This is a genomic window from Rhodoluna sp., from assembly GCF_024641065.1.
Taxonomy (GTDB): domain Bacteria; phylum Actinomycetota; class Actinomycetes; order Actinomycetales; family Microbacteriaceae; genus Rhodoluna.
Window position 1 is genome coordinate 107,117 of the sequence record NZ_JAHEDV010000003.1, and the last position, 24,100, is coordinate 131,216.

Consider the following 24,100-nt stretch of genomic DNA (forward strand, 5'->3'; position numbering starts at 1 on the left):
ATGCATCGTTTGGCTAACGTTATCTGCCCATTCCCATTTGCTGATTCACGGGTAAAATTGCAGTGTTGCCTTCGCAACTTTCAACCCAAGGAGCACTCGATGTCTGAACTACGCCAGGTGCGACCTAAAACCGAGGGCTGGAAGCAGAAGAAAGACGCTGACGGAAAACCTCTGCTGATGTTCGCCGAACCTAAGCGAGGAAAGCCTCCGGTTCACCTGGTTGACCTAACCGCCGAAGAGCGCGCCGAACGCATGAAAGAACTGGGTGTTCCAGCTTTTCGAGCCAAGCAAATCGCCGCTCACTATTTCTCTAAATACACCAGTGATCCAGCCCAAATGACCGACCTTCCGGCTGCTGGCCGCGAAGAACTCGTCTCTAGCCTGTTGCCACCGCTGCTTACTGAAGTCAAACGTCTACAGACAGACAACGGTGACACCATCAAGTTTTTGTGGCGCCTATTCGATGGTGCTTTGGTCGAATCAGTTCTCATGCGCTACACCGGCCGAATCACACTTTGTATTTCATCCCAGGCCGGTTGTGGCATGAACTGCCCGTTCTGCGCAACTGGCCAAGCCGGCCTTACCCGCAACATGTCTGCCGGTGAAATCATCGAGCAAATTGTTCGCGCCAATCAAGTAATTGCTGCGGGTGAGCTTGGTGGCAGCAAGGCAAAACTTGCTGATTCACCAGACCGCGTCAGCAACATCGTGTTTATGGGTATGGGCGAGCCACTGGCCAACTACAACCGCGTCATGACCGCTGTTCGCACGATGTTGGCACCGCAACCTGAGGGCCTTGGCATGTCAGCCCGAGGTGTCACGGTTTCGACTGTCGGCCTGGTGCCAGCAATTCACAAGCTTGCCGAAGAGAACATCCCAGTGACATTCGCGCTGTCTTTGCACGCCCCAGACGACGAGCTGCGCGACGAACTCATTCCCGTGAATTCAAAGTGGAAGGTTGATGAGGCTCTCGATGCCGCCCGCAACTATTTTGAGAAGACTGGCCGTCGAGTCTCAATTGAATACGCACTGATCAAAGACATGAATGACCACGGATGGCGCGCCGACCTGCTCGCCGAAAAGCTGAACGCGCGTGGCAAAGGTTGGGTGCACGTCAACCCGATTCCGCTAAACCCAACCCCGGGTTCGATTTGGACAGCATCTACTAAAGCAACCACAGATGAGTTTGTGCGTCGCCTTGAGAAAGCCGGAATTCCGACAACTCTTCGTGATACCCGCGGCAAAGAAATCGATGGCGCCTGCGGTCAGTTAGCTGCCGCTGACTAAGACCAAGATGTTGTTGTCGTCATCTGATGGCGGTTGCTTACCGGAGTCTTTATCTTTCAACTTGGCCTTGATCTCGGCAATGTCGAGTCGGTTGGCCTGAAAGCCATTTACCGCCGCGTCTGATGGGTAGCCAATGGCAAGCCCACACAGCAAGCGATATTGCGTTGGAATCTCGAATTCATCGCAAATTACATCTGCCCAAATACCGACCGCTCCCTGAGCGCAGGTGCCTAGCCCGCGAGCGTGTGCTCCAAGCATTAGGTTTTGCATGAATAAGCCGGCATCGCTGGTGGCATAGCCGCCGAGTGCCTTGTGGGTGAAAATGAACAGCTCAACCGGTGCACCAAAAAATTCGTAGTTGCGTGCCCACTGAGCATCGCGGCCTTTTGCATCACCGCGTGCAACTCCGAGCATTGAATAGAGTTCGCGCCCGACTCGTTGAGCACGACCCTTTAGGTCGGCAGGGTAGGGCTTGGCAATTATTGCGTTGCTGGTTGGTAGGCCAACGCGCGTGACCGCCAACTTTAACTTCGCCAATACACCGCCGGTTCTTGCAGCCGAAAGCGCGTTCCAGCGGCGCAAAAACTCGGCGCTTATTCGGTCACGCACTTCATCCGTGGCGATTGCCACCAGGTATGGCCGAGTGTTCGACCAACTCGGGGCCGTCATGCCATCGGTCAATAGCTCGTCGATGATGGCAGGCGAAACCGGCGTCGAGAGAAAGTCGCGGGTTGATCGGCGTGAGGCGAGAAAGGCAGAGAACTCGGCTGGATTCATTTTTTCTGGCATAAGCCAAACCTACCCGTTAGGCTGGGAACAAAACTTATCAAGAGGGCATTGACTAAATCGTGAATAACTTTGATGACATCCAGTTTGGCCTAGACACTTTCGGCGACATGACTGTCGCAATCGACGGAACTCCCGATTCTGCAGCCCAGGTGATTCGCAACATCGTGGCCCAGGCTGTGCTTGCTGATGAACTCGGCATTGACGCCTTCAACGTTGGCGAACACCACCGCGATGACTTTGCGGTTTCAGCACCCGACACAGTTTTGGCGGGCATCGCCACCGTTACCAAAAACATCAAGTTGGGCACCGGCGTCACAGTGCTCTCAAGTGAAGACCCGGTTCGAGTTTTTCAGCGATTTGCAACCTTGGATGCCCTGTCTAACGGCCGAGCCGAAATCACAGCTGGCCGTGGTTCGTTCACCGAGTCATTCCCGCTCTTCGGCTACCAACTGAGCGATTACAACATCTTGTTCGAAGAGAAACTAGAACTGCTGGTTGAGCTCTTTAAAGAGGGGCCAGTTACCTGGTCGGGCAAAACTCGAGCCTCATTGAACAACCAAGAGGTTTATCCAAAAACTGAGTCAGGTGCGATGGCCATGAGAGTTGGCGTTGGCGGCAGCCCTGAGTCGGTTATTCGTGCAGCACGACTGGGCATTCCAATGGCACTCGCCATTATTGGCGGCGACCCGGCTCGTTTTGCCCCATTCGCGAAGCTCTATTACGACGCTCTTGAAAAGTTTGAGCGCCAGCCATTGCCAATTTCGATTCACTCACCGGGTCACGTTGCCGAGACTGACGAGGCTGCTGCTGAACAACTTTGGCCTTATTACGAGGGCTTTATAACTCGTCTCGGTAGTGAACGCGGCTGGGGCCCAGCCAGCTACCAAACTTTCATGGGCGAGGTTCAGCACGGATCGCTTTATGTGGGCTCACCTGAAACCGTTGCTCAAAAGATTGCCTATGCCATCAAGGCGGTTGGTGCTTCTAGATTCGATCTTAAATACGCAAGCGGGCCAGTGCCTCACGAATACCTGATGCGTTCAATCGAACTTTATGCAACCCAGGTAATTCCTCGCGTTCGCGAACTGCTATCAAAGTAGTTCAGCGCTAGCTCTAGAGCTCTAAAGGGTTTCTAAGAACTTAACCATCACCGGGTAGGTTGCCTTGATGCGGTTGGTGCTTTCGAGAACTGCAGCACCCTTGGTGTCAAAGTGTTTGCGAACCGCGTCGAGCACAACCTGAGCGCCGGTTCCGGCCATCAGCATTTCGCCACCAAGTGAAGTGGTCTGGCCAACACCGCGAGAATCCTCGTTGATTAGCAAACTTGCTGACTGGTGCGAAAGTGAATAGATGTGTGAGTGCACTCGGTAGCCAAGGTGAAGATCGGCCGAGTCATAAAGTTCGCGAAACTTATCTAGACCGTCGGCGATGCTCATGATCTTCCAACCCCGAGCAACTGCGAATGCCATCACCTTGAGGTGCCACTTGAACATCTCGTTGCCCTTTACGCTCTTTGAAGGGCGCCATCCGTGGTGCATCGCCAAAACTTTTTCAGCCTTCGGAAACTCTTTGCTCAAACCCGCAATGATGCCAAAGGTGTCTTCTTGAGGTTTGGCCGGCAAGCTAAAGGCAATCTTGGTTGCCGTCGGCTTGAAAACATATTCGTTCTCAAGATTCTCTAGGTCATACCAAGCTGGGCAGCCGGTCATGCTCACGTTATTGATGCCCATGCCCTGAATAACCTCTAGGGTCAGTGCATCGCGAACCGAAGAAACCTCAATCTTGCTGTGAACCTCACGGATGAACTTCTCAGCGACCTCAGGAAACTTGAAGTCTTTAGGTGTCTGTGAAAGGTTGCCCTTCCATCCCAGCCCCATTGGAACAACCTTGCTGGTGATGCGCTCAAGGGTTATCGGAAAAACCTTGGGATAAATGCCAGCTTGGTAAGCCGGGCCACCACACAAAATCACAGCACGTGCCTGGTTGAAGATCTCATAGCTGTCTTCGAAAATGGCCCGTCGATCGATGTTGACGATATCTTGGTCAACGTGCTTGCGAAGCAGGGCTCGTGCTCGGTGCCCGATTAGGTGATCGCCTGCATTTCGGTATGCGCCAGTAAGGGTCACGATCATTCGAACCATCTCCAATCGGGGTAAGCCTTGCAATTCTCTCACATGTGGTTTCTCGGCCTAATAGGCTACGCAGCGTGCTGCGATTAGAGTTAAAACCAGTCTGTTCAGGCTGAAAATTGTTGAAAGTTGGGTAGTGCGATTGAATAAGTCGGCTGTGCTTGGGTTGCTTGAACCTCGCCGACTTTTCGGCATCGTTTCGCGTCGTCGAGCAATCGTTCAGCAAACCTTGGTCTATCGAGCCGAACGCAAAAAGCCACTGCTCGAAGCAGCCCTTTTTCAATCTTTTGAAGGCGCAACCGTCGGCGACAGCCCGTTGCAAATTGCACTCGAGCTTGCCAAACGCAACACCGGGCTTGAGTTGTTTTATGTAGTCAAACAACCAACCCAGCAGGTTCCGGCAGGTCTGAGCAAAGTCATTTTTGGTTCACAAAAATGGTTGAGTCTCGTGGCTCGTGCAAAATACCTAACTGCGAATAACAACCTGCCAGAGTTCTTCAGTAAGCGCGACGGTCAGACCTATGTTCAAACTTGGCATGGCACACCGCTAAAGCGACTCGGCCGAGACATTGAAACCAACGCGGCTTCACCGTTTTATATCGCTGCCATGGCTCGCGAAGCTGCCGGCTGGAACTACCTGATTTCACCAAGCAACTACTGCACTCAAATTCTTCCGCGTGCGCTCGGTTACCAAGGTGAGGTGCTTGAGGTCGGTTACCCGCGCAACGATCACCTGAGCGATTTGCATGCGGCAGCTATCCGTGCAAAATTGCGTGATCAACTTGGCGTAAAAGTTACCGAGACCCTCGTGCTTTATGCGCCAACCTGGCGAGACACCAAGCGCACTTCAACCGGTGCTTGGGCCGGGGTCAACTTCTTTGGCTCGGCTTCGAACCTGCCACAGGGTTTTCGTCTCGCTTTTCGAGGCCACAACAACACTGCAAAAAACAACAGTGGAAAAACCGCCAACGGAGCCATTGACGTCACCAGCTACCCAGACATCACTGAGCTTTATTTGGCCGCAGATATTTTGGTCACCGACTACTCGTCATCAATGTTTGATTTCAGTGTGACTGGCAAGCCGATGATGTTTCTGGTGCCCGACCTCGAAGAATACGAAGCTAATCGTGGCTTCTATTTTGATTTCAGATCAGAGGCGCCGGGCAAGCTTTATGACAATGCCGAAGCGCTGATTGCTGACCTGCCGAAGGCCAAGCAAATAAACGCCGAATATGCCGGCAAATACGCCCAGTGGCGTCAAATGTTCAACCCGCTCGAAGATGGTCACGCTGCCGCTCGAACCGTAGACAAAGTTTGGGGCACCAAAGCATGAGCCTAATTATTAGAAAACTTAAGGTGCGCCTTCGCGAGCTAATCAAGTGGGTGCTCTTGGTCACTCCACTGCGTTCGGTCTTGCGCTTCTTGGTTATGCGCCCGCTGTGGTTCATTATCTTCAAAACCACCAAGCAAAACCCGGCGCTACCAAAAGTTTCGATCGTTATGCCGGTTTGGAATAACAAAACTTTGGTTGGCGATGCCATTCGTTCAGCGCGTGCTCAGAGCTGGGCCAACATTGAGATTCTGATCACCGACGATGGCTCTACCGATGGCTCGGGTGCAATTCTCGATCGATTCGCACTCAAGACTCCGCAGCTTCAGGTTTTTCATCAAAAAAATGCTGGCCCGGGTGCCGCTCGAAACAACTCAATCAAGCACATCACCGACAGTGAATACCTAGTCTTTTTAGACTCGGATGACTTGCTGCCTATCCATGGTGTTCGCCGTTTGGTTGAGAGTGCCGAGCAGTCGGGTTCGCCGCTGGTTATCGGAAAAATCGAGCGCTTCGACGGTGTTAGACGTTTTCAGCGTCGCGACAACATGCACGTTTATCGCGAGAGCCGTCAGGCAATCTCGATTGACGATGAACCCGAAGTTCTCTCAGATGCAAACATCAGCGCCAAGTTGTTCAACATGCAGTTTTGGAACGATCACAAACTCAGCTTTCCTGAGGGCGTTGTCTATGAAGACATGACGGTTGTGGTCACCGCATATCTCACCGTAAAGCAGTTTGACATTGTCTCTGATTGTGTAAACCTCTGGCGCGTGCGTGGTGAGGGGCAGTCAATCACCCAGCGTCGCACCGAACTCAAATCGCTGGCCGATCGCCTAACCGCCATTGAACGCATTGCATCGCAGGTTAGCGTCGAACAGAATGCCGGTCGCATCTCGGCCAATGTTCTTCGCAAATATCTAACACGAATCATCACGCTCGACTTGCAGCTCTTCGTGATTTCGATTGCCGGTGCCAGCCCCGAATTCTTTGACGAGTTCAAAACCCGCGCAGGCCAGCTGCTTGCATCTGCCACGGATGAAATCTGGGCGGCAGCTAAGGGAGCACACAAAGATTTGGTTCGCCTAGCTGTCACTGGCTCGCGCGAAGAGGTTATCCGAGCAATTAGGGCACGTGGGCTATGAAGCACCGTAGAGAAATAGATGGCCTCAGAGCCTTTGCAATTTTGCCAGTTTTGTTTTTTCACGCTGGCTTCAGCTGGTTTCAAGGCGGCTTTTTCGGCGTAGATGTCTTCTTTGTGATCAGCGGTTTCTTGATCACCGGAATCATCGTGAACGAGTTGCACACCCGCAACGGTTTCAGCATCGTCAATTTCTATGAACGCCGCGCTCGCCGAATCATGCCAGCGCTGTTCTTGGTGATTGGCGTGAGCTTGCCGCTGGCTTGGTTCCTTCTGTTCCCAGACCAATTCAAGACTTTCTTGAAGAGCCTGGTTTCGATTACCTACTTTGGCTCCAACTACTTCTTCTTGGGCGAGACCGGGTACTTCGACCCGAATATCGATCTAAACCCGATGCTTCACACCTGGAGTTTGGCCATCGAAGAACAGTTCTATGTGTTCTTTCCACTCATTCTTTGGGCGCTCTGGAAGTTCGTAAAAGAGCGCTACTGGATTCCGATTCTTGCCTTGTTCGGCATCGCCAGCCTCTTGGCCGCTCAGAACAACTGGTTCATCGACTCATCAAGCACTTTCTACCTTTTGCAGTTCCGCGCTTGGGAGCTCATAGCCGGAGCAATCGCTGCAATCTTCCTATCGCACCGAAAGCAACCTGTCTATTCAAAGCAAATTCCGAGCTTGCTCGGAATGGCCATGGTGGTTTACTCGATGTTCTTCATCGGCAGCGACCTACCTCATCCAGGATTCATCACTCTGGTGCCGATTATCGGAACCGTTCTGATTATTCTTTTCGCTGGCCCTGGCACAATCGCCAACAAGATTTTGAGTGGCAAGTTCTTCGTCGGCATCGGCCTAATTAGCTACAGTGCTTATCTGTGGCACCAGCCGTTGTTTGCCTTCTACCGTGTGGCTCAAACCCATGAGGCAAGCCCATGGGAGTTCATCCCGATCATGCTCTTGGTCATCGCGCTGTCAGGTCTTTCCTGGAAGTACGTTGAAAACCCGTTCCGCAATCGCAAGCGCTTTGGTCGCAAATCAATCTTTATCGGCACAGCAGTTTTGGCCATCGGTTTGCTAGGCGTCACCTTCGTCGCATCTAGGGCATCAATAAACAACGCTCGAACCACAATCACCGGCGGCAGTTTTGTTTCGGTTGAAGACCGAATCGCAACTAACCGTGGCCTGAGTGACACCTGCCGCATCTTTGTTGGCGACAACCCAGATTGTGCCACCGGCGACAACCCAGAGGTTCTGCTGTGGGGTGACTCTTATTCAATGCACTTGGCTGATGCCCTAAAAGCCAGCCCAACAAAATTGGCCTTTAGCCAGCAGACACTTTCGGCTTGTGCGCCGGTTCTAGGCCTCGCCCATCAAAATGCAGGTTACGGAATCGCTGATGGCGAAGAGTGCATCAAACACAACGATGATGTTTTCGCCTGGCTCAAGACCAAGTCGAACATCAAATACGTGATCATGGCTTCACCTTGGTCAGATGCACTGTGGCCAGAAGGTGAAAGCTTGAACCGCGATGGGCAAATTGTTCCTAATGGCAGCGCCTCTCTGCAGGCCCTACGCACCACAATTGCCAAGGTCGAAGCTTTGGGTAAGCAGGTTGTTCTGGTGCAACCAACCCCCAACAACAACGAAGACTTAGGGCAGTGCTTGATTCGCGCATCAGTGAATAAACAAGATCTGAGCACCTGCAACTTTGACCTTTCTGAGAACACTCGCGGCAAGATCAACGCCTTGTTGCAGCGTGCGAGCAACGCAGCGCCTGTGTTCAGCCTTGACCCGCTCATCTGCCCAGACGGCACCTGTTTGGCATCGGTTGACGACGTGTTCATATATCGAGACACCGCACACCTCTCGCACGAGGGATCAACCTACCTCGGCGCTACCTACGACCTAATGGGTCAACTAGTGAAAGCGGCGCAACATGGCTAGTCAGCTCAGGTTCGAAGAGTTCTTCAATCGACTAGTTGCTGTAGAAGCAAGAACCGGCGCCATCGAGGCCAAGTTCGAGGGCATTCAGCTCTACCCGCTTTTGCGAGTCAGAATTTTTTATGCGCTAACCCAGGGGCTCGGTTTATTCGACAACCCGCACCCGAACTCAAAGAAGCCTGAGGCTGCTGCCGATGTGGTTCCAATTACTAACCTGGATGCCTTCGGCAAGTCCAAGGTGGTTGTGCTCCCGTTCCGTCGTCAGGTGAACGCCACCGACCCATATTCAGACCGAATTCTCGAGATTCTGGCCGAGCCAAAAAACCCGTTGGTGAAGAACCCGGGCGACATCCGTGTTTTGAAATTTGAACCAACCGGCGATAACTCAGAGCCAGACATGCAGCGCCTTCGCGCATACTTCGCCGAGAAATATCTGCCGGCCGCTACCGCCCAAATCAAGGGCAAGAACTTAGCCAAGTCTGCGGCTGCCTGGAAGGCAATCATCGACGGCCTTGAAGCAGAGTTTGGCGTTGACCTAGAGAAGTTTCGCAAATACCCGCCACTTGCTATGCGCCTTGCTCTTGCTGAGCAGCAGGGCTTTGCCGACTTCTTCAAGAAAATCGGAGCCAAGCACCTGTTCATTGTGAATGCCTACAGCGAGCAGTCAATCGTTCTCGGAGCCCGCAAAGCTGGCGTCGAGGTTCACGAAATTCAGCACGGATTCATCACCGCACTTCACCCGGCTTACAGCTACCCGAGCGCTAATGGCAAACCGGTTAGCGTTGGTCACGCACCAGACAGTCTGTTGGTTTGGGGTGACTTTTGGGTCGACAACGTTCCGCTGCCTAAGGGAACCAAAGCTGTCGTCACCGGCCCAACCGCGGCTTTCAAGGCATATCGCGAGAAGGTTCAAAACGAGAACCGCATCATTCCAAAGCAGGTGCTGTTCACCTCTCAGGGCGCGGTGGCTACCCAGCTGCTAACTTCGGCCATCAACACCGCAAAAACACTCAAAGATCACACCGTGATCTATCGTCTCCACCCAAACGAAACACTCGAAGACTACGAAAGAATGGCAACCGATATCGCCGGCAAGTCACTGCCAAAGAACTTCTCGTTCAGCCACAAAGACCCGATTTTTCTCGACCTGGTTTCGCAGTCTGAATACTTGGTCGGTGCCTTTTCAACCACCCTGTATGAAGGCCTCGCTCTTGGTTGCAAAGTATTGGTTCTGCCATTGCCTGGCTTTGAGCACGTCAAGAGGGCAATTGCCTTGGATGACATGACTCTGGTCAGTAGTCTTGAAGAGCTACCTGGTCAACTTGCAACCGCTAAGCCGGCTGCCAACCCGAAGCGCTACTACGCATAAGAAAGCACCTGATGATCAACTTTGAACTCAACGGCCGCACCTTTGGCTACCTGAACCCATACCTGATTGCCGAGATCGGTGTGAACCACGAAGGTTCGCTTGAGCGCGCTAAAGAGATGATTGATCAGGTCGCTCGCGCCGGTGGCCACGCTGCCAAGTTCCAGACCTACAAGGCTGCAACGCTTGCTGCCAAGACCACCAGCCCGGCTTACTGGGATCAAACCAAAGAGCCAACCACCAGCCAGTATGAACTCTTTCAGCGCTGGGATAACTTCGGTCCGGCGGAATACGCTGAGCTAGCCGAACACTGCAAACTTCGCGGAATCGACTTCATGTCAACCCCATTCGACCTTGACGCCGTTGACATGCTCACCCCGTTGATGCCGAGCACCAAGGTTGCTTCAGCCGACCTAACCAACATTCCGTTGCTTCGCAAGATCGGTGCAACCAAGCGCCCAACCATCATGTCTTGCGGTGCTTCTTCGCACGAAGAAATCGAGCGTTCACTCAACGTTCTTCTCGAAGCCGGCGCACCTTCGGTCACCCTGCTTCACTGCATCTTGAACTACCCAACCCCTCGCGAGAACGCGCAGCTTTCACAGATTCAGGTTCTGCAAGAAAAGTTCGGTGACCGCGTGGCAATTGGCTACAGCGACCACGTTCGCCCAGAAGACGACGGCTCGGTGCCAGCTCTTGAGATTGCATCAATCTATGGCGCTGTAGTCATCGAAAAGCACTTCACCGACAACAAGCAGGGCATCGGCAACGACCACTACCACGCTGTTGATGAGCGCGATCTAAAGGCATTCACCGAAAAGCTGGCCATCTACCGCGAGCTTTATGGCAAGCGCGAGCACAGCCTCGGTGCCCAGTCTTCAGCAATAAATAATGCCCGCCGCCGCGTTATTGCAGTTCGAACCCTGCCGGTTGGTCACATTATCGAAGAAAGCGATTTAATTGCACTTCGTTCAAACGTGGGCATCGAGATTGCTCACTGGGATGACGTAGTCGGCAAGACCGTAGCCGTCGAAATCGAAGCAGAGCTTCCGCTTGAGTGGAGCCAGCTCAGCTAATTAGCTGGTTGTGCCCAGCGGCGCTTTCGTTCTTGCCGCTCGAACGCCAAGTAAGGAATTACCGCAGCCGCCAGCGCTATGCCGGCAGCCAAGTAGTAACGCCAGTCTGCGTCAATTTCGTCTAAACCTTGCCCATACATGCCAAGGCCAAAGTGAAACCAAATTATTAGCCCAGTCAGGCCGAAGGTTGAGGCCCAACGCCAACTCGCCCTGATGAGGTTTTTTGATCTGCTGAAAACAAAGAAGTCAAACGCTAACGCTAAGAGGATTGAACCAACTAGGGCAAAATTTTCGACTGCAACGAAAATGTTTGTTGCCAAAGCTACTCGTTCATCAATATCGATGGCTAGGTTGCGAAAAGTAAAACTTTGAGCGAAAGCAAGCGAGAAGTTTGTCACGAGGCCAGCCGCTAACCAACCTATCTTTCTCGCCTGGAGGCTATTTGACTCCGAGATAAGAAAGAACAAACCCGGCCCAATGCCACAAACCAATGAAACTAAACCGGCGGTTGCATATGCATCACCTACTGTCGCAACACTAAAGTGTGACCCTAGATTCCTAAATGCCAACGTGTAGAGAGCAAAAATCAGAAACGTTGACCCGAATGTGGCAGACCACGCGAGCCACCTTTGACCATGCCGAGTTGCGAGTGCAAAAACAGCACCATCCAAAATCAACACAATTGCGACTGGCAATGCCAGATTGGCCTCTCCTGAATAAAGCGCGGATAGGACCGAATCAGCATTCTGGTAATTTTCGGATGAAGAAAAAGAATTCTCAAGCTTTAGCGTTGCAAGCAGCAACCCAAAATTGATTGCGAGTCCAACTCCCAACAAAATTTTTACCATAGCGTTGAATTTTTTGGCTACCAATTGCATTGTGAAATCACCCAATCGAAAACGTCACGGTTTGGAGAGCGGGTTCCTTCAAGATCCCAAGAAGGACTCTTATCCCAATTTTGCGTTGCAAACCCGAGGGGAGCCCCGAAAGCATGGCAATCGTATTGATCCCTGTACTGTGGTCGTTCGCTTATGTAGGTTCGCATTTGTAAGCTAAACGTGCTTTGCAGTTTTGTCAGAACCTCAGACCAGCCCGCAGATGCCATTATTGAGTATGCACTTGAGTAGCTAACTGCGTAAAGCGACCCGACCCATGGCGTTACGTGTACCTTTACCCTGTAGGCGCTAGGTGCGAGGTAGGCACGTTCGATGCGATCGATTAAATCAATTCCCAGCCATGGATCTGCAGTTAAGGGGTATTCGTAACCGTTAGATCGGTGCTCGACCACTTGAGTGAGAACGTTGCCTTCAACAACATAATGAGTTGGAATTCCCCTGCCGCGAGCATCCCTGGCCCACGGCGCCGGCAGATATGCTCCAAATTGCCCGTTAATATCTGCAACTATCACAGACCCATCAACTAGAACCTCAGCAGAGGCTGGTTGCCCATTGAGGGAAAGCTCAAATGAGTAATCCTCAGGACTGGCCTCCTCCGCGATTGTGATTAATACCTGCGCACTTCCTGGCTCAGTCGAGGTTGCATTCAGTGAGAAATTGTCAAAGGCCAAGTTCTGATCGGATCCTTCTTGTTCCCAAACCGCTCCAGAATCGGCACCCAATAATGTAAGCGAGAGATTAGTTCTAGTTGAATCGCTTGAGATCTTTAGCTCATCGAGATCGGCGCTCAGAAGAATTTCCTCGCTGTTTTCTTCAAAAGTTTCGGTCAGCTTTACCTGTTCTGCCGAAGCTAATGACGGCCCCCCGACGATTAATGTTGCTGCAAGCATTGATGCAATTATTGCTTTTTTCAATTTTCCATCCCCAAAATACTTGATAGTCAAGTCCTCTGAGTCTATGGGACTATAGGAAGCTTTAGACAATCATGAAAGATCAAGCGTGTGCATCATGCGCTCGACGATCTTGGTGTTTGATCGGGCGATGGTTGCATCCAAGGCTCTTTGGTGAAGCGTTTTTCGCAAACTGGAATCTTCAATCAATTCGCGCAGGTGGTTAGCCAGACTTTCGGTGGTCACCAGTGATCCCAAACCAAGCATTAGCACTCCGTTGTTCACGGTGGTGTGCGTGTGAGTTAGTTCTTTGGCGTTCTGCGCTAGGCACAGAGTCGGCACGCCAATGCAGCTGAGCTCAGTGATAGTTCGGCCTGCTGAAGAAAGCGCAATGTCGGCTCGTTCCATGACAGCCGGAATATTCTTGACGTTTGAGAGCAGTTCAATCTTCAACGCATAGTCAGCGGCATTCACCGGCTCTGCGCCAAGGCCGCGCACCACAATCACGTTGCCGGCAAAGTTCAACTGCTCGAGCGCGCGCAGGGCCTTGCCGGCCAGGTGAGACGGGTCGGTTCCTCCGAACAAAACCAATACGGTTTCGACAGTTTCGTTGAAGTCGTTTTTGCGGGGGAGTGATTCAAAACTCGGTGCCAAAATCGAATTCTCAACACCGGTCAGCTGTCGTTCAGCCGGCACGCGAGGGTTTTCATAAAGGTCGGCAACCAAAAGGTCGGCTAATTCGGCACCCTCACCAAGGTCTTCAAAAGTAACCACCTTGGCAAACTCTTTGAGGCCGGCTACTACAGCTGCCGAATTGTCTAGGCGGTCGAGCACAACCAGGTCGGCTGAGGTTTCGCGAGCATATTCGACAAAGGCTGCGTCGTCGGCAACTTTGGCCACCTCAAACGGATACTCGGCGAAGAACTCGGCACCAAGCGGCTTGTCATCGCTCAAAACAATAGTTAGCTCGTGACGGGCTAGAGCATAGGCAAGCGCGAGGGTTCGATAAACATGGCCCATTCCAAGCGCCTTGGCTGCGTCGGTGCGCAACAGAATTCGGCGGCGAGTGGCCAGGTGTTCGGCAACTGCCCAGTCGGCCCAGGTGTCGATGTCTAGCGATTCATTCTGGCTAAGTTCAATGAGTGAAATTGGCTCAACAATTCGCGTGCCTCGAGCCAGTACATCGCTAATGCGTGCGCCGATGATGGCCCCAGATTCTCGATAGTGGGTTGGCAACATCTGGCGGTTTAGTCGAGCCGTATAGTCAGGCTTTGGCTTGCCGTTTTCGTCAATCAACCAGCCGAGGTGGCGATCGTCAACCACGGTGATCACCGATCCGGCACCGTTGGCGAAGGCATCCATGGCTTCATGAATGCTTTTTGAATTCACAAACGGGCAGGTTGGCTGCATGGTCAGCAAAATGTCGTCTTCGGTTGCGCCAAACCCAATTAAATCTGGGATGGTCCTGACCATGACCTCATCAAGAGTTGCTTTGCCGGTGGTTTTCGGCTCGCGAACCACAAGTGCACCAAAGGCAACAGCAATTTCAGCGATTTCGTCGTCGTCGGTCACCACAACGCAGCCGGCAACATTTGCCGCTAGCGCTGTTTGAATGGTGCGGGCAATAAGTGGAACGCCGCCGAGTAGGCGAACATTCTTTCTCGGCACACCGGTTGATCCGCCGCGAGCGGGAATCACAATCCAGGGTGCTGAACTCATGCCTAGAGGCGCTCTACGTTTGCTCCGCTGAGCTTTCCGCGAGTGTCGAAGATGACCTTGCTCTTTGAAGCGATGTCTTCTAGGTCGTATGCCTTGTGAGCCTGTAGCAAGACCACAACATCGGCGGCAGCCAGAGCTGCATCCAAGTCGGTCTGGCCCTGAAGCATCTCGCCGTGCACGCGGAACTGAGTTGCGTGCGGGTCGTGGAACACCATGTCGGCACCCTTGTCTAGAAGCAGCTCGGCTACCTCTAGAGCTGGTGACTCGCGAAGGTCAGCGATGTCTGGCTTGTAGGTAACACCTAGAAGCAGAACGCGTGAACCCTTTAGCGCCTTTGACTGGTCGTTCAATAGGTCTTGGATGCGGCCAACCACGTAGTTAGGCATGCCGGTGTTGATGTCGGTAGCCATTTCGATGAAACGGAACGGCACACCGAGGCGGCGCTTCACTTCGTAGCTTAGGTAGTTAGGGTCAACTGGAATACAGTGACCGCCAACGCCCGGGCCTGGGTAGAACGCCTGGAAACCGTAAGGCTTGCTTGATGCAAGACGCACGACCTCCCAAACGTCGATGCCCAGTTCGTGGCAGAACATTGCCATCTCGTTCATCAGTGCGATGTTTACGTGACGGTAGGTGTTCTCAAGAAGCTTTGCAGTCTCGGCCTCGCGAGTACCAACGGTCTCGATTACGGTCTCGATGAACTGGGTGTAGAAAGCAAGTGCGCGCTTGGTTGATTCAGCGCTTGAACCGCCAACAATCTTTGGGGTGTTGGTGATCTTGTACTGCTTGTTACCTGGGTCAATGCGCTCTGGTGAGAAGGCAAGGTAGAAGTCTTTGTCTAGCTCGCGGCCACCCTTTTCAAGCATTGGGCGAACTAGGTCTTCGGTGGTGCCCGGGTAGGTGGTTGATTCAAGCACAACCAAGGTGCCAGGGCTCATGTTGTCAGCAATTAGCTGAACGGCTGACTCCACGTATGAAAGGTCTGGCTCGCCAGTTTCATAGAGTGGGGTTGGAACACAGATAACCACGGTGTCTGCGGTTGCGATGTCGGCTGGGGTGCAAGTTGCACGGTAGCCCTTGGCAATGATCTCGCTAACTTCGGCATTTGAGATGTCGTCGATGTGCGAAATGCCGTTGTTTAGGTTGTTAACTACACGTTCGCTAACGTCGAAGCCTAGAACTGACTTCTGAGTTCCCGTGTTGGCTAGTCCCTGCGCTAGTGGCAAGCCGACGTAACCTTGTCCCATAATTACTGTATTGACCATTGGTCAATTCTATCGTTCGCCAATTGAGTCGGGTGTCTAACCCAATAAGGAATTTGACCGTGCCACTAAAGAAGCGACTCGCAAAAATCCTGAAAGCACTGGGGCTATTACCTATTGCCTACCGGGTCTACAGCTTGCTTCGAGACGTTGCGGCTGCCCGCTCACTGGGTCAAGCTTTGCGTTCAATTGGCATTCACCTGAGCCCTCAATACAAATGGATTCCACGCTCACGTCGTCAAATTGGCCGTGGCCGAATCATGCTTCAGCAGGGCCTTGAAGAACAGGGATTAAGCAACCTGGTGAACGTGGCCTATGGCCCAAACATCCAAGAATCAGTTCGCCGCATTGCGCTCAACGAACTTTTGGTTTGGGGCATCACCGCAAACGACGCAAAGGTCGCAACGGTTGCTGCAAACCACATCTCGGGCGGTTTCGGTTCAAAGCGTTTTCGCTCGCCGCTGCGCACTGAGCTGAGCACGCTTCTAGAGCACTTCAGCGAACCTGAATTCTGGTCAAACCCGGAAGGCTATCGCGCATTTTTGGCAGCCATTCAGCGCGGCCGACGCGGTCTTGAATACGCAACCGCCAACTTTGCTTTCGGCATGCCCGAAGACATCTTCGGCGCGCGAGTGATCCGTGAACTTCAAATCTCATGGATGAACCACATTCTCGACACTTATAAACTTTCGGGCTTTGAAACCGATGCGGCATCAAAAAAACCGCTGACCATCGATGACCTCAACCATTTGAACCCGAACGACCAGTTCATCCAAGAGGGCCCGTTGGTCACAGTTTTGATACCTGTTTTCAATGGCGAGCAGTGGATGCCAACCGCACTTGAGGGTCTAGCCAAGCAAACCTGGCGCAACGTTGAAATTTTGGTGGTTGACGACTGTTCTACCGATGGCACTCGCGAGTTGGTCAAGGCCTGGAGCAAGCAAGACCCACGGTTCAAGCTGGTTGAGGCCGGCACCAACGGCGGTAGCTACCGCGCTCGCAACATTGGCCTAGAGCAGGCTGCCGGAGAATTCATTACCGTGCACGATGCCGATGACTGGTCTCACCCGCAAAAGCTCGAGGTTCAGGTTCGACACTTGCAGAAATACCCAAAGCTGGTCGGCAACATCAGTCAAGGAGTGCGAGTTGAGCACGAGCGCATGCATTTTTACTCTGTGGTTGGCAAGCACTATCTGCGCATGAACATCAGCTCAATGATGTTCCGTCGCGAAATTATCGCCAAAGAGATTGGCTTCTGGGATGAAGTTCGTTTCGGTGCCGATTCAGAATTCCACGAGCGAATTATGGCCAAGTTCGGAACATCTGCGGTTGCAGTGGTTAATGCTGGCCCGCTATCTTTCACTCGCTTTCACTCTGGATCGCTAACCGGCGGTGGCTATGCCTCAACCCAAAAAGGCATCTCGGGCATGCGCCGCTTCTATGCCGATTCATTCAAAGAGTGGCACGAGAACATTTCGCAAGGCACAGCTTCTTCATACCTGGGCCGCGCTTCAAAGGGTCGCCCGTTTGCTGTTCCGGCTCTTCACTTTGACCGCAACGCAAAATACACAAAGTTTGATGCAGTGTTCTTTGCCAACCTGAGCATTGAGGGCGAACACCTTGATGAAGTGCTGAAAGAGATTAAGTCAGCCGTTGCTTCGGGTCAGAGAATTGGTCTGGTTCACGCAATTTCAAATATTCGCCCGATTGCAAAGGTTGCGCCCGTTATTCGTCATCGTGTCGATTTCGACTCGGTTGTAATGTTGCTTGCCGGCGACGAAGTTCAGGCAAAGACCGTAAAGGTTTTCGAGCCTGAAGCCTTGCAGCGACTTTCGCTTCGTCGCCCAAAGGTGAAGGCAACCGCGGTTGAGCTTTTCGGTGCTTCAGTAGAACCAGCCCAGATCGAGGCTGCTGCCAAGGATGAATTCGGCGGCAAAGTTACTTGGGCAGGCAAATAAAGTGACCTCGCTCAAAACAGCTATCCGATCAGCCGTGAAGTCGGTTGCTCGGGTTGAGTTGTTTGAAGCAATCGCAATCAAAGCTGCCGAATCGGCAGGCAAGGCTAGAAGCTCGAAGGCGGCGGTTGCTAAGCCAGAAGATTTTGATGTTGATGCCGTGTACCTGTGGGTTGATGATCAAGACCCGGCATGGCAGGCAAGACGAGCAAAATACGCTCCAAGCAGGCAAAGTGATTCAAGCTCAGTTTCAGCCTCACGGTTTCGCCAGTTTGGCGAGTTGGCTGCGTCGATTCAAATGCTTGCCGAACATGCCCCATTCATCAGAAACGTGTTCATTGTTGTCGATCAGCAACAGCCAGACCTGTCAGCCTTGCCAGCAAACCTGCCGTTCGAAATCCGCCTGGTGAACCACAGCGAGTTCATTCCAGCTGAATATTTGCCGACCTACAGTTCACGTGCAATCACCGCCAACCTTCACCGAATTGAGGGTTTGGCAGAACGCTTTTTGTACTGCAACGACGATGTTTTCATCGCCAAACCTGCCAGCGCGAGCGACTGGTTTACATCCCAGGGTGTGCGCCTTCGCTACACGTCGACCCCCATGCCTGAGAGAGGCTCATTAGCCCCAGACGAGGTAATTTACAACGCTCGATACAAGACCATCGACCTAGCGACAGCACATGGATGGTCAAATGTTGACGGCATGCCTGAGCATGGACCGCACCCATTTTTGAAGTCGATTATGCGAGAGCTTTGGCGAGACTTCGTGGTCGAAATGAATGGTGTGAGCACCGCAAAGTTTAGAACCTCCGATGGCCTCTTGCCCGAGTGGCTGCACAACCTGGCTGCGTTGGGCACCGGCCGAGGCAAGTTAGTAACCGGCAGTGGCTACAAATACATCGCCATCAATGACCAAAACAGCCTGCCGGCAATCATTCATATGTTGCTAAATCGTGGTCGCATTTTGACTGTTTGTCTCAACGACGTTTCTGAAGTTGCCGAAGGTTCGAAATTGAGCGACGCCAAATTGGCACGTCGATTCAAGCGCGTTCTAAAGGCGATGGTTTAGTCAGCTATTGGCTATTGGCTATTGGCTATTGGCTATTGCAAAACTGCGTAGTAATACTGAACTTTCACGCCACGGGTTTTAGTTGTGCCAAGTTCGTGCACATTTATGTAGCCGGTTACTGAGGTTGGCTTGCTTGCCAGCGAAGCCCAGTTTGTCGAAGTCCATCCGATTTTTGACAGGGGCTTTACAGCCGGGCTCGAGCCGGTGGCCTTCAGCACAGCGGTGTTGGCATAAGTGGTGCAACCGGCGCCATACTCACTTAGGCGGCAACCATAGGTGTCACCCAGTTCTTCAAGTTGCATGCGAGCTTTTGGCGTTGCCAATTTATACGAGTTGATTACAGCCGACGGAATAGCAACTGAACCTCGCGAAGTGATGCCGATGTAGCCGCCCGAGGTGTCTAGATCTGAACCGTAGGCCTGGCAAATCAAAGTCGAGTTTGAGGTGTTGCAGAGACCGCGACTGAACACGTCGTTGTCGCGATAGCGGCTGAACATTTCGGCACCGGTATAGGTTTTGGTCAGGCTGGTCCAACTCAATTTCTTTTTCGAAACCACGATCGGCACCGACTTGATTACTCCGGCACCCTCGGTTCCTTTTGCACTGACCACAAAATCATAGGTGCCCTCAACCACCGAGGATCCGTAGCGCCCGTTCCAACTAACGCTCAGGTCGCCCGAATTTGGAATGTACCAACGTTTGACCACCTTGGTTCCGAGCTTGATGGTGGCAGTCGCGCCAGTTCGAACCAGAGTGTCAGGAGTCGTGATGACGTGCACTGTGAAGTCGACCGAGTCTCGGTAGTCGTCGATCACCGGATAAACCGTGGGAACCGATCGAAGAACAGCAATTGATGAAACGCCCGTGTCTTTTAAATAGATCGCAAGGTTGGCACTCGATGCGCTCGAAGTTTGACTCACAGCCAAAGCGGTTGTCGCTGATGCTCGCAGGTTACAGGCAACCTTGGCATAGCTGCTGAAGTCAAAGGTCACAACCGCTGGTGTTGTAGAGGTTCCGCTGAACGTAATCGCTGGTGTGCCAGTAGGTGAGCAGCTGGCCCAGATGCTTCCGGTCGATGCAACTTGGGTGCCGGTTTCATCCGTGGTGGCAATTCGCACGTCAACGGTGTCGCGAAGGTCATCATCAAGCGGATACACCGTGGTTGAATTCAAGGCATTTAGAACAACCTTGGTGACCTTGCCCGAGCCAACTTTTAGACTGCCGGTTAGCGTGCTGCTTGAGCCAACTGTGCTGATGGTGAATGCATGTGAACCGACACCAAGCGTGATTGAGCTCGAATTCACCGCCGGAACAGTGACCGTGGCCGAGTAACCCGATTCGCCTGCACTGAGAACTAGGTTTTGGGCGCTGAAATAAACACCGTTGTCTAAGGCATTGCGCAATTCAAAATTCACGGTGCGGGCGGTTGGGCTCTCAATTGTGATGACAGAACTCTCGTTGTAGCCATCGCCCACCGGCATGGTCAGGTTGTTCGATGAGCGCCAACGAAAAGTGCCCACTGAGCTGGTGAAACCACTCGGGCTGGCATACAAAAACTTCTTGGCATCAGATGGGTTGTCGCGCACAAAATCAACATTGGTTGCGTTGTTGAGTAGCGTGCTGGTGACCTGTGCCGGGGTTAGGGCTGGCTGGGCCTGAAGCATTAGCGCAACCGCACCCGAAACGTGGGGTGTGGCCATGGATGTACCGCTGCTCAGCGCTGGAGCACCTGACATTGAGAGCGAAGTGATGTCTACGCCCGGGGCATAGATGTCTGTGCATTCGCCGTAGTTCGAGAAGGTTGCGTCTGATTCATAGCCTGCGAAAGGTTTAGTCGAGGCATTCACGGTGATGGCCTGCGGAACACGAGCCGGTGTGAAATTACAGGCGTTTAGGCCGTTGCCGCTTGAGTCTCCGTTACCTGATGCTGCCACCACGGTTAGCCCAGAATTATACAAATCAACCACAGCCGCTTCAATAGCAGCGTCGGTTCCGTCAGCGCCGAGGCTCATGTTCACTACACCCGGCTTACCTTCGGGGTGGTTGGCAATAATCCAGTTAAGTCCAGCAACAATCTGCGAGGTTGAGCCTGATCCTTGGCAATCAAGAACTCTAACCGGCACCAAATATGCCTGCTTTGCAACTCCGTAGGTCTTACTGCCGATAGTGCCGGCAACATGGGTTCCGTGACCAGCGCAGTCGGTGGCGCTGGTGCCTGGGTTCACAATGTCTACGCCGGTTCGCACCCGAGTGCCGAATTCATCCGTGAGGTTGGTGATGCCTGTGTCAACAACATATACATAGACACCAAGACCGGTGTTGGCATAACTAAAGGTGCCATCCAGGGTCGCAGTGGTTTCATCAATTCGGTCAATTCCCCAAGTAGCTGAACTTTGGGTGGTTGAGGTGGCCGAAATTTCGTCGACGTGATATTCAAGGTTTGGTTGCACTGCGTCGACTTGGCTAAGCGGCAACAAGGCGCTGCGAACGGCACGGATTTTTGACTCCGAGATCTCGGCGTCAAACTTCAAGATTCCAAGGCCTCCATCGGCCTTCAGGTCAAAACTTGGCAGCGCCAAATCTCTGATTGCCTTGGTGTTTAGGGCAGCGTCAACGGCAGCCGAAACAGCATTTTCAGCAGTGCTAGAAATTAAGTCTGAACTAAAGCTGATGACCAGTTCGTCGTTTGCCTTTAGAGCTAACTTGGATGCGCTCGCCGCAGAATCAGTTTTGCCAGAAGGGGCGTTCTCTTGAGCTGTTGCTGTTGTGGCGGTCGAAATAATCAGAGTTAGGCAAAGCGCCAGAGTGGCTAAGCCCCTAAATCTCTGCAACGCTTTCCGCCTATCGTTTTCGGGAAGCATCGCCAAAATGTGACTGCAAACGAAACTTTCCCCAATCAAATCTAACTTCTGAACCTGAAAATTTCTTGTGTAAGTTGTCACACCTAGCCCTTAGGCTTGAGAAAAGATTTCAAGTCTGCGGGGGCAAAATGAAAAAGTTCAAAAATAAGTTTTCTGTAATTTCAATCTGTGCATTGATTTTCAGCTTGGTACTGCCATCGGGGGCGAATGCGGCAGAGACCAACGATGTCTCAATTCAAAGCGAAGTTGGTGCAGCCGTTTATGGCGGCACCAGCGCTTCAATCACTGATGCCCCTTGGCAGGTTGCCATCACTCTTAAGTCGGCATCCAATGAATATGACGGTTTCTTTTGTGGTGGCTCACTAATTTCAAACCAGTGGATCATCACCGCCGCACACTGTCTGGTCGACGACTACGACTCACCACTTTCGCCATCCTCTCTACTAGTACACGTCGGTAGTTCAAGATTGAGCACCTCGACCAAAGCTACCCGCGCTGTTTCTGCAGTTCGTGTTCACGATGGGTATGACTCATACACCGCGGTTAACGACATTGCTTTGCTTAAGTTGACCAACCCAGTTACCTTCGCAGCTGGAACCATCGAGGCAATCGATATTGCTGCCAGCGATCCTTATGACGGTGAAATCGCTCGCGTTACCGGCTGGGGTGAGGTTCGAGGAGCCACCTACCCTGCCACCATGCAAAAGGGCAACATCACAATCCAGGCAGGCTCTGTGTGTGAGAACAGTTACTACGACTTCTACACATCAAGCCAAATTTGTGGTGGCGACGCGTAGACCGACGTTTGTTCCGGCGACAGCGGTGGCCCGCTAACTCACACCGAAGCCGGCGACCAAACTCTAATTGGTTTGGTGAGCTACGGTTCAGCTCAAGCTTGTGCCAGTGGCACTCCGAGTGCTTTCACCCGAGTCTCTTTTTATCGTTCCTGGATCCAATCTCAAATGGGTGAATTCTCGGTAGTGAGTGCTGGCGTAATTATCAGCGGTGCCAGCAGCTCATCCAAGGTAACAATCACCTCTGCAACTCCTCGCACTGTCGACTTAGAGATGGACGTAAATGGTTCACCCCACACATTGCAGACCCACGTGGTTCTGTCTTGGGTGGCGTCTATTTCTAAATACCAAGCGGGCGTCTTGGTGCAAAACATCAACTCTGCGTTTGACGGTGTTGGCCCGGGCAGTTATCCGCTCAGTGCCGTAGACCTTCGCACCAGTGAAGAGGCATTATCAACCATTGCCGTTTCTGATGGCGTTCACAGTTCTGCAACATTGACCCTCGATGCCACAGAATACTTTCCGAGTGTTGATGGATACCGCGATGTGATTGCTGCCACACTGTCTGTGCTCGGTGCGAGCAATGAGGCCGTGCCATTCAGCGCGGGCCAGGCCAGCATTACCGTCGGAGCAAAAACAGCTCGATGCACTTTTGCAGCATCATCTTCAGGTGTAGCTACTTGCAACTTGAATCTCAAAGGTTTCAGCCCTACTGACGAGGTGACTGTCACTGCTAACTTCACCGATGGTGCCGGCAACAGCGACACAGTTGAGAGCCAAATCGTTGCACTTCTAACTACACAGATCACTAGTGCTTCCATTTCGCGCGATGTGCCAACTGTGTTCCCGGCTTCTGATGGCTACATCGACACCGTGCAGCTTCCGTTCACCATGGAGACCAGCACCGGCCGTTCGATTCCTCTAACCAAGGGCAGCATCACCGTAAAGCTGGGCACCAAGGTTGCCCAGACCTGGCCACTAACCAAGAGCGCTAGCAGCTATAAAACCTGGAATGGCCTCAACGGCGGCAAGATTGTGCCTGGCTCGTACACCATCGTCTTGGTGGCTCAGGGTGCTGAAGGTCGTTCATTCACGAGCACCGCGGTCGTTGTGGTTTCAAACAAGAAGCTGACCACCAAGACCACCACCGTCAGCTACACCGGCAAAGAAGCGTTCCGCTATTACTACTCAGATGACAGCACAGCGTGTCAGTACGACGGCACCAGCTTCTATGGCTACACCTATTACATTGACTCAGCTATTTGCTATTCATACCTAGCTGTTCCAACAGCGGTTCAACGTGGGTATGCAAATGGTGCAGTTCAGGTGAAAGCAACTCTCGTTGTGTATGACAACGTTGGCGATTATTGTGCATCATTCGGCATAGATGAGGCTTCGGGTGCCGACGTTGATCTTTGTACTAACGGAACCAAGGTTCTTAACATGGGTCGAATTGCATCAGGTTCGTCAACTATTCAGACTTACATTTATTTGCCTTACAGCTACACCATGTTGAATGTTCGTTCGCTGACCCTGACCTATACCTATAAGTCACTCGGCTAATCGTCTGAACCAAAAAGAATCCCGCCCACTAG

At 52.4% G+C, this 24,100-nt stretch carries 16 protein-coding genes and 1 pseudogene; 10 read left to right on the forward strand and 7 right to left on the reverse strand.

Annotation, left to right across the window (positions count from 1 at the left end; genetic code table 11):
- Positions 1-99: 99 nt before the first annotated feature.
- Positions 100-1,287, forward strand: coding sequence for a 23S rRNA (adenine(2503)-C(2))-methyltransferase RlmN (gene rlmN / locus Q0L26_RS03670; RefSeq protein ID WP_296647560.1), 1,188 nt, complete (start codon positions 100-102; stop codon positions 1,285-1,287).
- Here rlmN and Q0L26_RS03675 read toward each other — a convergent pair.
- The gene (locus Q0L26_RS03675) at positions 1,270-2,076 is read right to left on the reverse strand and encodes a nitroreductase (RefSeq protein ID WP_296647563.1); all 807 of its coding nucleotides are present in this window, start codon (positions 2,074-2,076) and stop codon (positions 1,270-1,272) included. The two genes, rlmN and Q0L26_RS03675, sit on opposite strands and share 18 nt — an antisense overlap.
- 59 nt (positions 2,077-2,135) lie before the next feature.
- Between Q0L26_RS03675 and Q0L26_RS03680 the strand changes: the two genes are divergently transcribed.
- Positions 2,136-3,176, forward strand: coding sequence for an Atu2307/SP_0267 family LLM class monooxygenase (locus tag Q0L26_RS03680; RefSeq protein ID WP_296647567.1), 1,041 nt, complete (start codon positions 2,136-2,138; stop codon positions 3,174-3,176).
- A gap of 21 nt (positions 3,177-3,197) precedes the next feature.
- On the opposite strand, the gene Q0L26_RS03685 is transcribed toward Q0L26_RS03680, so the two are convergent.
- Positions 3,198-4,208: a polysaccharide pyruvyl transferase family protein gene (locus Q0L26_RS03685; protein ID WP_296647569.1), complete on the reverse strand. Its 1,011-nt coding sequence runs from the start codon at positions 4,206-4,208 to the stop codon at positions 3,198-3,200.
- A gap of 139 nt (positions 4,209-4,347) precedes the next feature.
- Between Q0L26_RS03685 and Q0L26_RS03690 the strand changes: the two genes are divergently transcribed.
- The 5 genes from Q0L26_RS03690 to Q0L26_RS03710 are packed head-to-tail and all read left to right on the forward strand — an operon-like array spanning position 4,348 to position 11,056.
- Positions 4,348-5,538 carry a CDP-glycerol glycerophosphotransferase family protein gene (locus tag Q0L26_RS03690; protein WP_296647571.1) on the forward strand — a complete coding sequence of 397 codons (1,191 nt, stop codon included), beginning with the start codon at positions 4,348-4,350 and terminating at the stop codon, positions 5,536-5,538.
- Complete coding sequence (locus Q0L26_RS03695; protein WP_296647573.1) at positions 5,535-6,680, forward strand: glycosyltransferase family 2 protein; 1,146 nt, start codon at positions 5,535-5,537, stop codon at positions 6,678-6,680. Before Q0L26_RS03690 ends, Q0L26_RS03695 begins: the two co-directional genes overlap by 4 nt.
- Positions 6,677-8,617, forward strand: a complete 1,941-nt coding sequence (locus Q0L26_RS03700; protein WP_296647575.1) for an acyltransferase family protein — start codon at positions 6,677-6,679, stop codon at positions 8,615-8,617. The genes Q0L26_RS03695 and Q0L26_RS03700 overlap by 4 nt, the downstream gene beginning before the upstream one ends.
- Positions 8,610-9,983, forward strand: coding sequence for a hypothetical protein (locus Q0L26_RS03705; RefSeq protein WP_296647581.1), 1,374 nt, complete (start codon positions 8,610-8,612; stop codon positions 9,981-9,983). Before Q0L26_RS03700 ends, Q0L26_RS03705 begins: the two co-directional genes overlap by 8 nt.
- 11 nt (positions 9,984-9,994) lie before the next feature.
- The gene (locus Q0L26_RS03710) at positions 9,995-11,056 is read left to right on the forward strand and encodes an N-acetylneuraminate synthase family protein (protein ID WP_296647584.1); all 1,062 of its coding nucleotides are present in this window, start codon (positions 9,995-9,997) and stop codon (positions 11,054-11,056) included.
- Here Q0L26_RS03710 and Q0L26_RS03715 read toward each other — a convergent pair.
- The 4 genes from Q0L26_RS03715 to Q0L26_RS03730 are packed head-to-tail and all read right to left on the reverse strand — an operon-like array spanning position 11,053 to position 15,826.
- Entirely contained in the window at positions 11,053-11,904 is an 852-nt protein-coding gene (locus Q0L26_RS03715) for a hypothetical protein (RefSeq protein WP_296647586.1), read from the reverse strand. The two genes, Q0L26_RS03710 and Q0L26_RS03715, sit on opposite strands and share 4 nt — an antisense overlap.
- 17 nt (positions 11,905-11,921) lie before the next feature.
- Positions 11,922-12,896, reverse strand: coding sequence for a hypothetical protein (locus tag Q0L26_RS03720; RefSeq protein WP_296647589.1), 975 nt, complete (start codon positions 12,894-12,896; stop codon positions 11,922-11,924).
- Positions 12,897-12,935: 39 nt separating this feature from the next.
- Positions 12,936-14,561 (reverse strand): hypothetical protein, encoded by a 1,626-nt coding sequence (locus tag Q0L26_RS03725; RefSeq protein WP_296647591.1) that lies wholly within the window; start codon positions 14,559-14,561, stop codon positions 12,936-12,938.
- Between the two features lie 2 nt (positions 14,562-14,563).
- The gene (locus Q0L26_RS03730) at positions 14,564-15,826 is read right to left on the reverse strand and encodes a nucleotide sugar dehydrogenase (RefSeq protein WP_296647594.1); all 1,263 of its coding nucleotides are present in this window, start codon (positions 15,824-15,826) and stop codon (positions 14,564-14,566) included.
- A gap of 59 nt (positions 15,827-15,885) precedes the next feature.
- Here Q0L26_RS03730 and Q0L26_RS03735 point away from each other — a divergent pair, with 59 nt between their 5' ends.
- Together Q0L26_RS03735 and Q0L26_RS03740 are read left to right on the forward strand one after the other, a co-directional pair.
- A complete protein-coding gene (locus Q0L26_RS03735) occupies positions 15,886-17,781 on the forward strand; it encodes a glycosyltransferase family A protein (RefSeq protein ID WP_296647597.1) in 1,896 nt (631 codons plus the stop codon).
- Between the two features lies 1 nt (position 17,782).
- Positions 17,783-18,850: a Stealth CR1 domain-containing protein gene (locus Q0L26_RS03740; protein WP_296647600.1), complete on the forward strand. Its 1,068-nt coding sequence runs from the start codon at positions 17,783-17,785 to the stop codon at positions 18,848-18,850.
- A gap of 32 nt (positions 18,851-18,882) precedes the next feature.
- Here Q0L26_RS03740 and Q0L26_RS03745 read toward each other — a convergent pair whose 3' ends face one another.
- A complete protein-coding gene (locus tag Q0L26_RS03745; protein WP_296647603.1) occupies positions 18,883-21,681 on the reverse strand; it encodes a S8 family peptidase in 2,799 nt (932 codons plus the stop codon).
- Positions 21,682-21,839: 158 nt separating this feature from the next.
- Here Q0L26_RS03745 and Q0L26_RS03750 point away from each other — a divergent pair.
- Positions 21,840-24,068, forward strand: a pseudogene (locus Q0L26_RS03750) (serine protease).
- The last annotated feature ends 32 nt before the right edge of the window (positions 24,069-24,100 follow it).

Bases quoted from the DNA above. Each gene is read 5' to 3' on its own strand.
- rlmN (WP_296647560.1), top strand. From the start codon at position 100: ATGTCTGAACTACGCCAGGTGCGACCTAAAACCGAGGGCTGGAAGCAG.
- Q0L26_RS03675 (WP_296647563.1), bottom strand. From the start codon at position 2,076: ATGCCAGAAAAAATGAATCCAGCCGAGTTCTCTGCCTTTCTCGCCTCA.
- Q0L26_RS03685 (WP_296647569.1), bottom strand. From the start codon at position 4,208: ATGATCGTGACCCTTACTGGCGCATACCGAAATGCAGGCGATCACCTA.
- Q0L26_RS03695 (WP_296647573.1), top strand. From the start codon at position 5,535: ATGAGCCTAATTATTAGAAAACTTAAGGTGCGCCTTCGCGAGCTAATC.
- Q0L26_RS03700 (WP_296647575.1), top strand. From the start codon at position 6,677: ATGAAGCACCGTAGAGAAATAGATGGCCTCAGAGCCTTTGCAATTTTG.
- Q0L26_RS03705 (WP_296647581.1), top strand. From the start codon at position 8,610: ATGGCTAGTCAGCTCAGGTTCGAAGAGTTCTTCAATCGACTAGTTGCT.
- Q0L26_RS03710 (WP_296647584.1), top strand. From the start codon at position 9,995: ATGATCAACTTTGAACTCAACGGCCGCACCTTTGGCTACCTGAACCCA.
- Q0L26_RS03715 (WP_296647586.1), bottom strand. From the start codon at position 11,904: ATGGTAAAAATTTTGTTGGGAGTTGGACTCGCAATCAATTTTGGGTTG.
- Q0L26_RS03725 (WP_296647591.1), bottom strand. From the start codon at position 14,561: ATGAGTTCAGCACCCTGGATTGTGATTCCCGCTCGCGGCGGATCAACC.
- Q0L26_RS03730 (WP_296647594.1), bottom strand. From the start codon at position 15,826: ATGGTCAATACAGTAATTATGGGACAAGGTTACGTCGGCTTGCCACTA.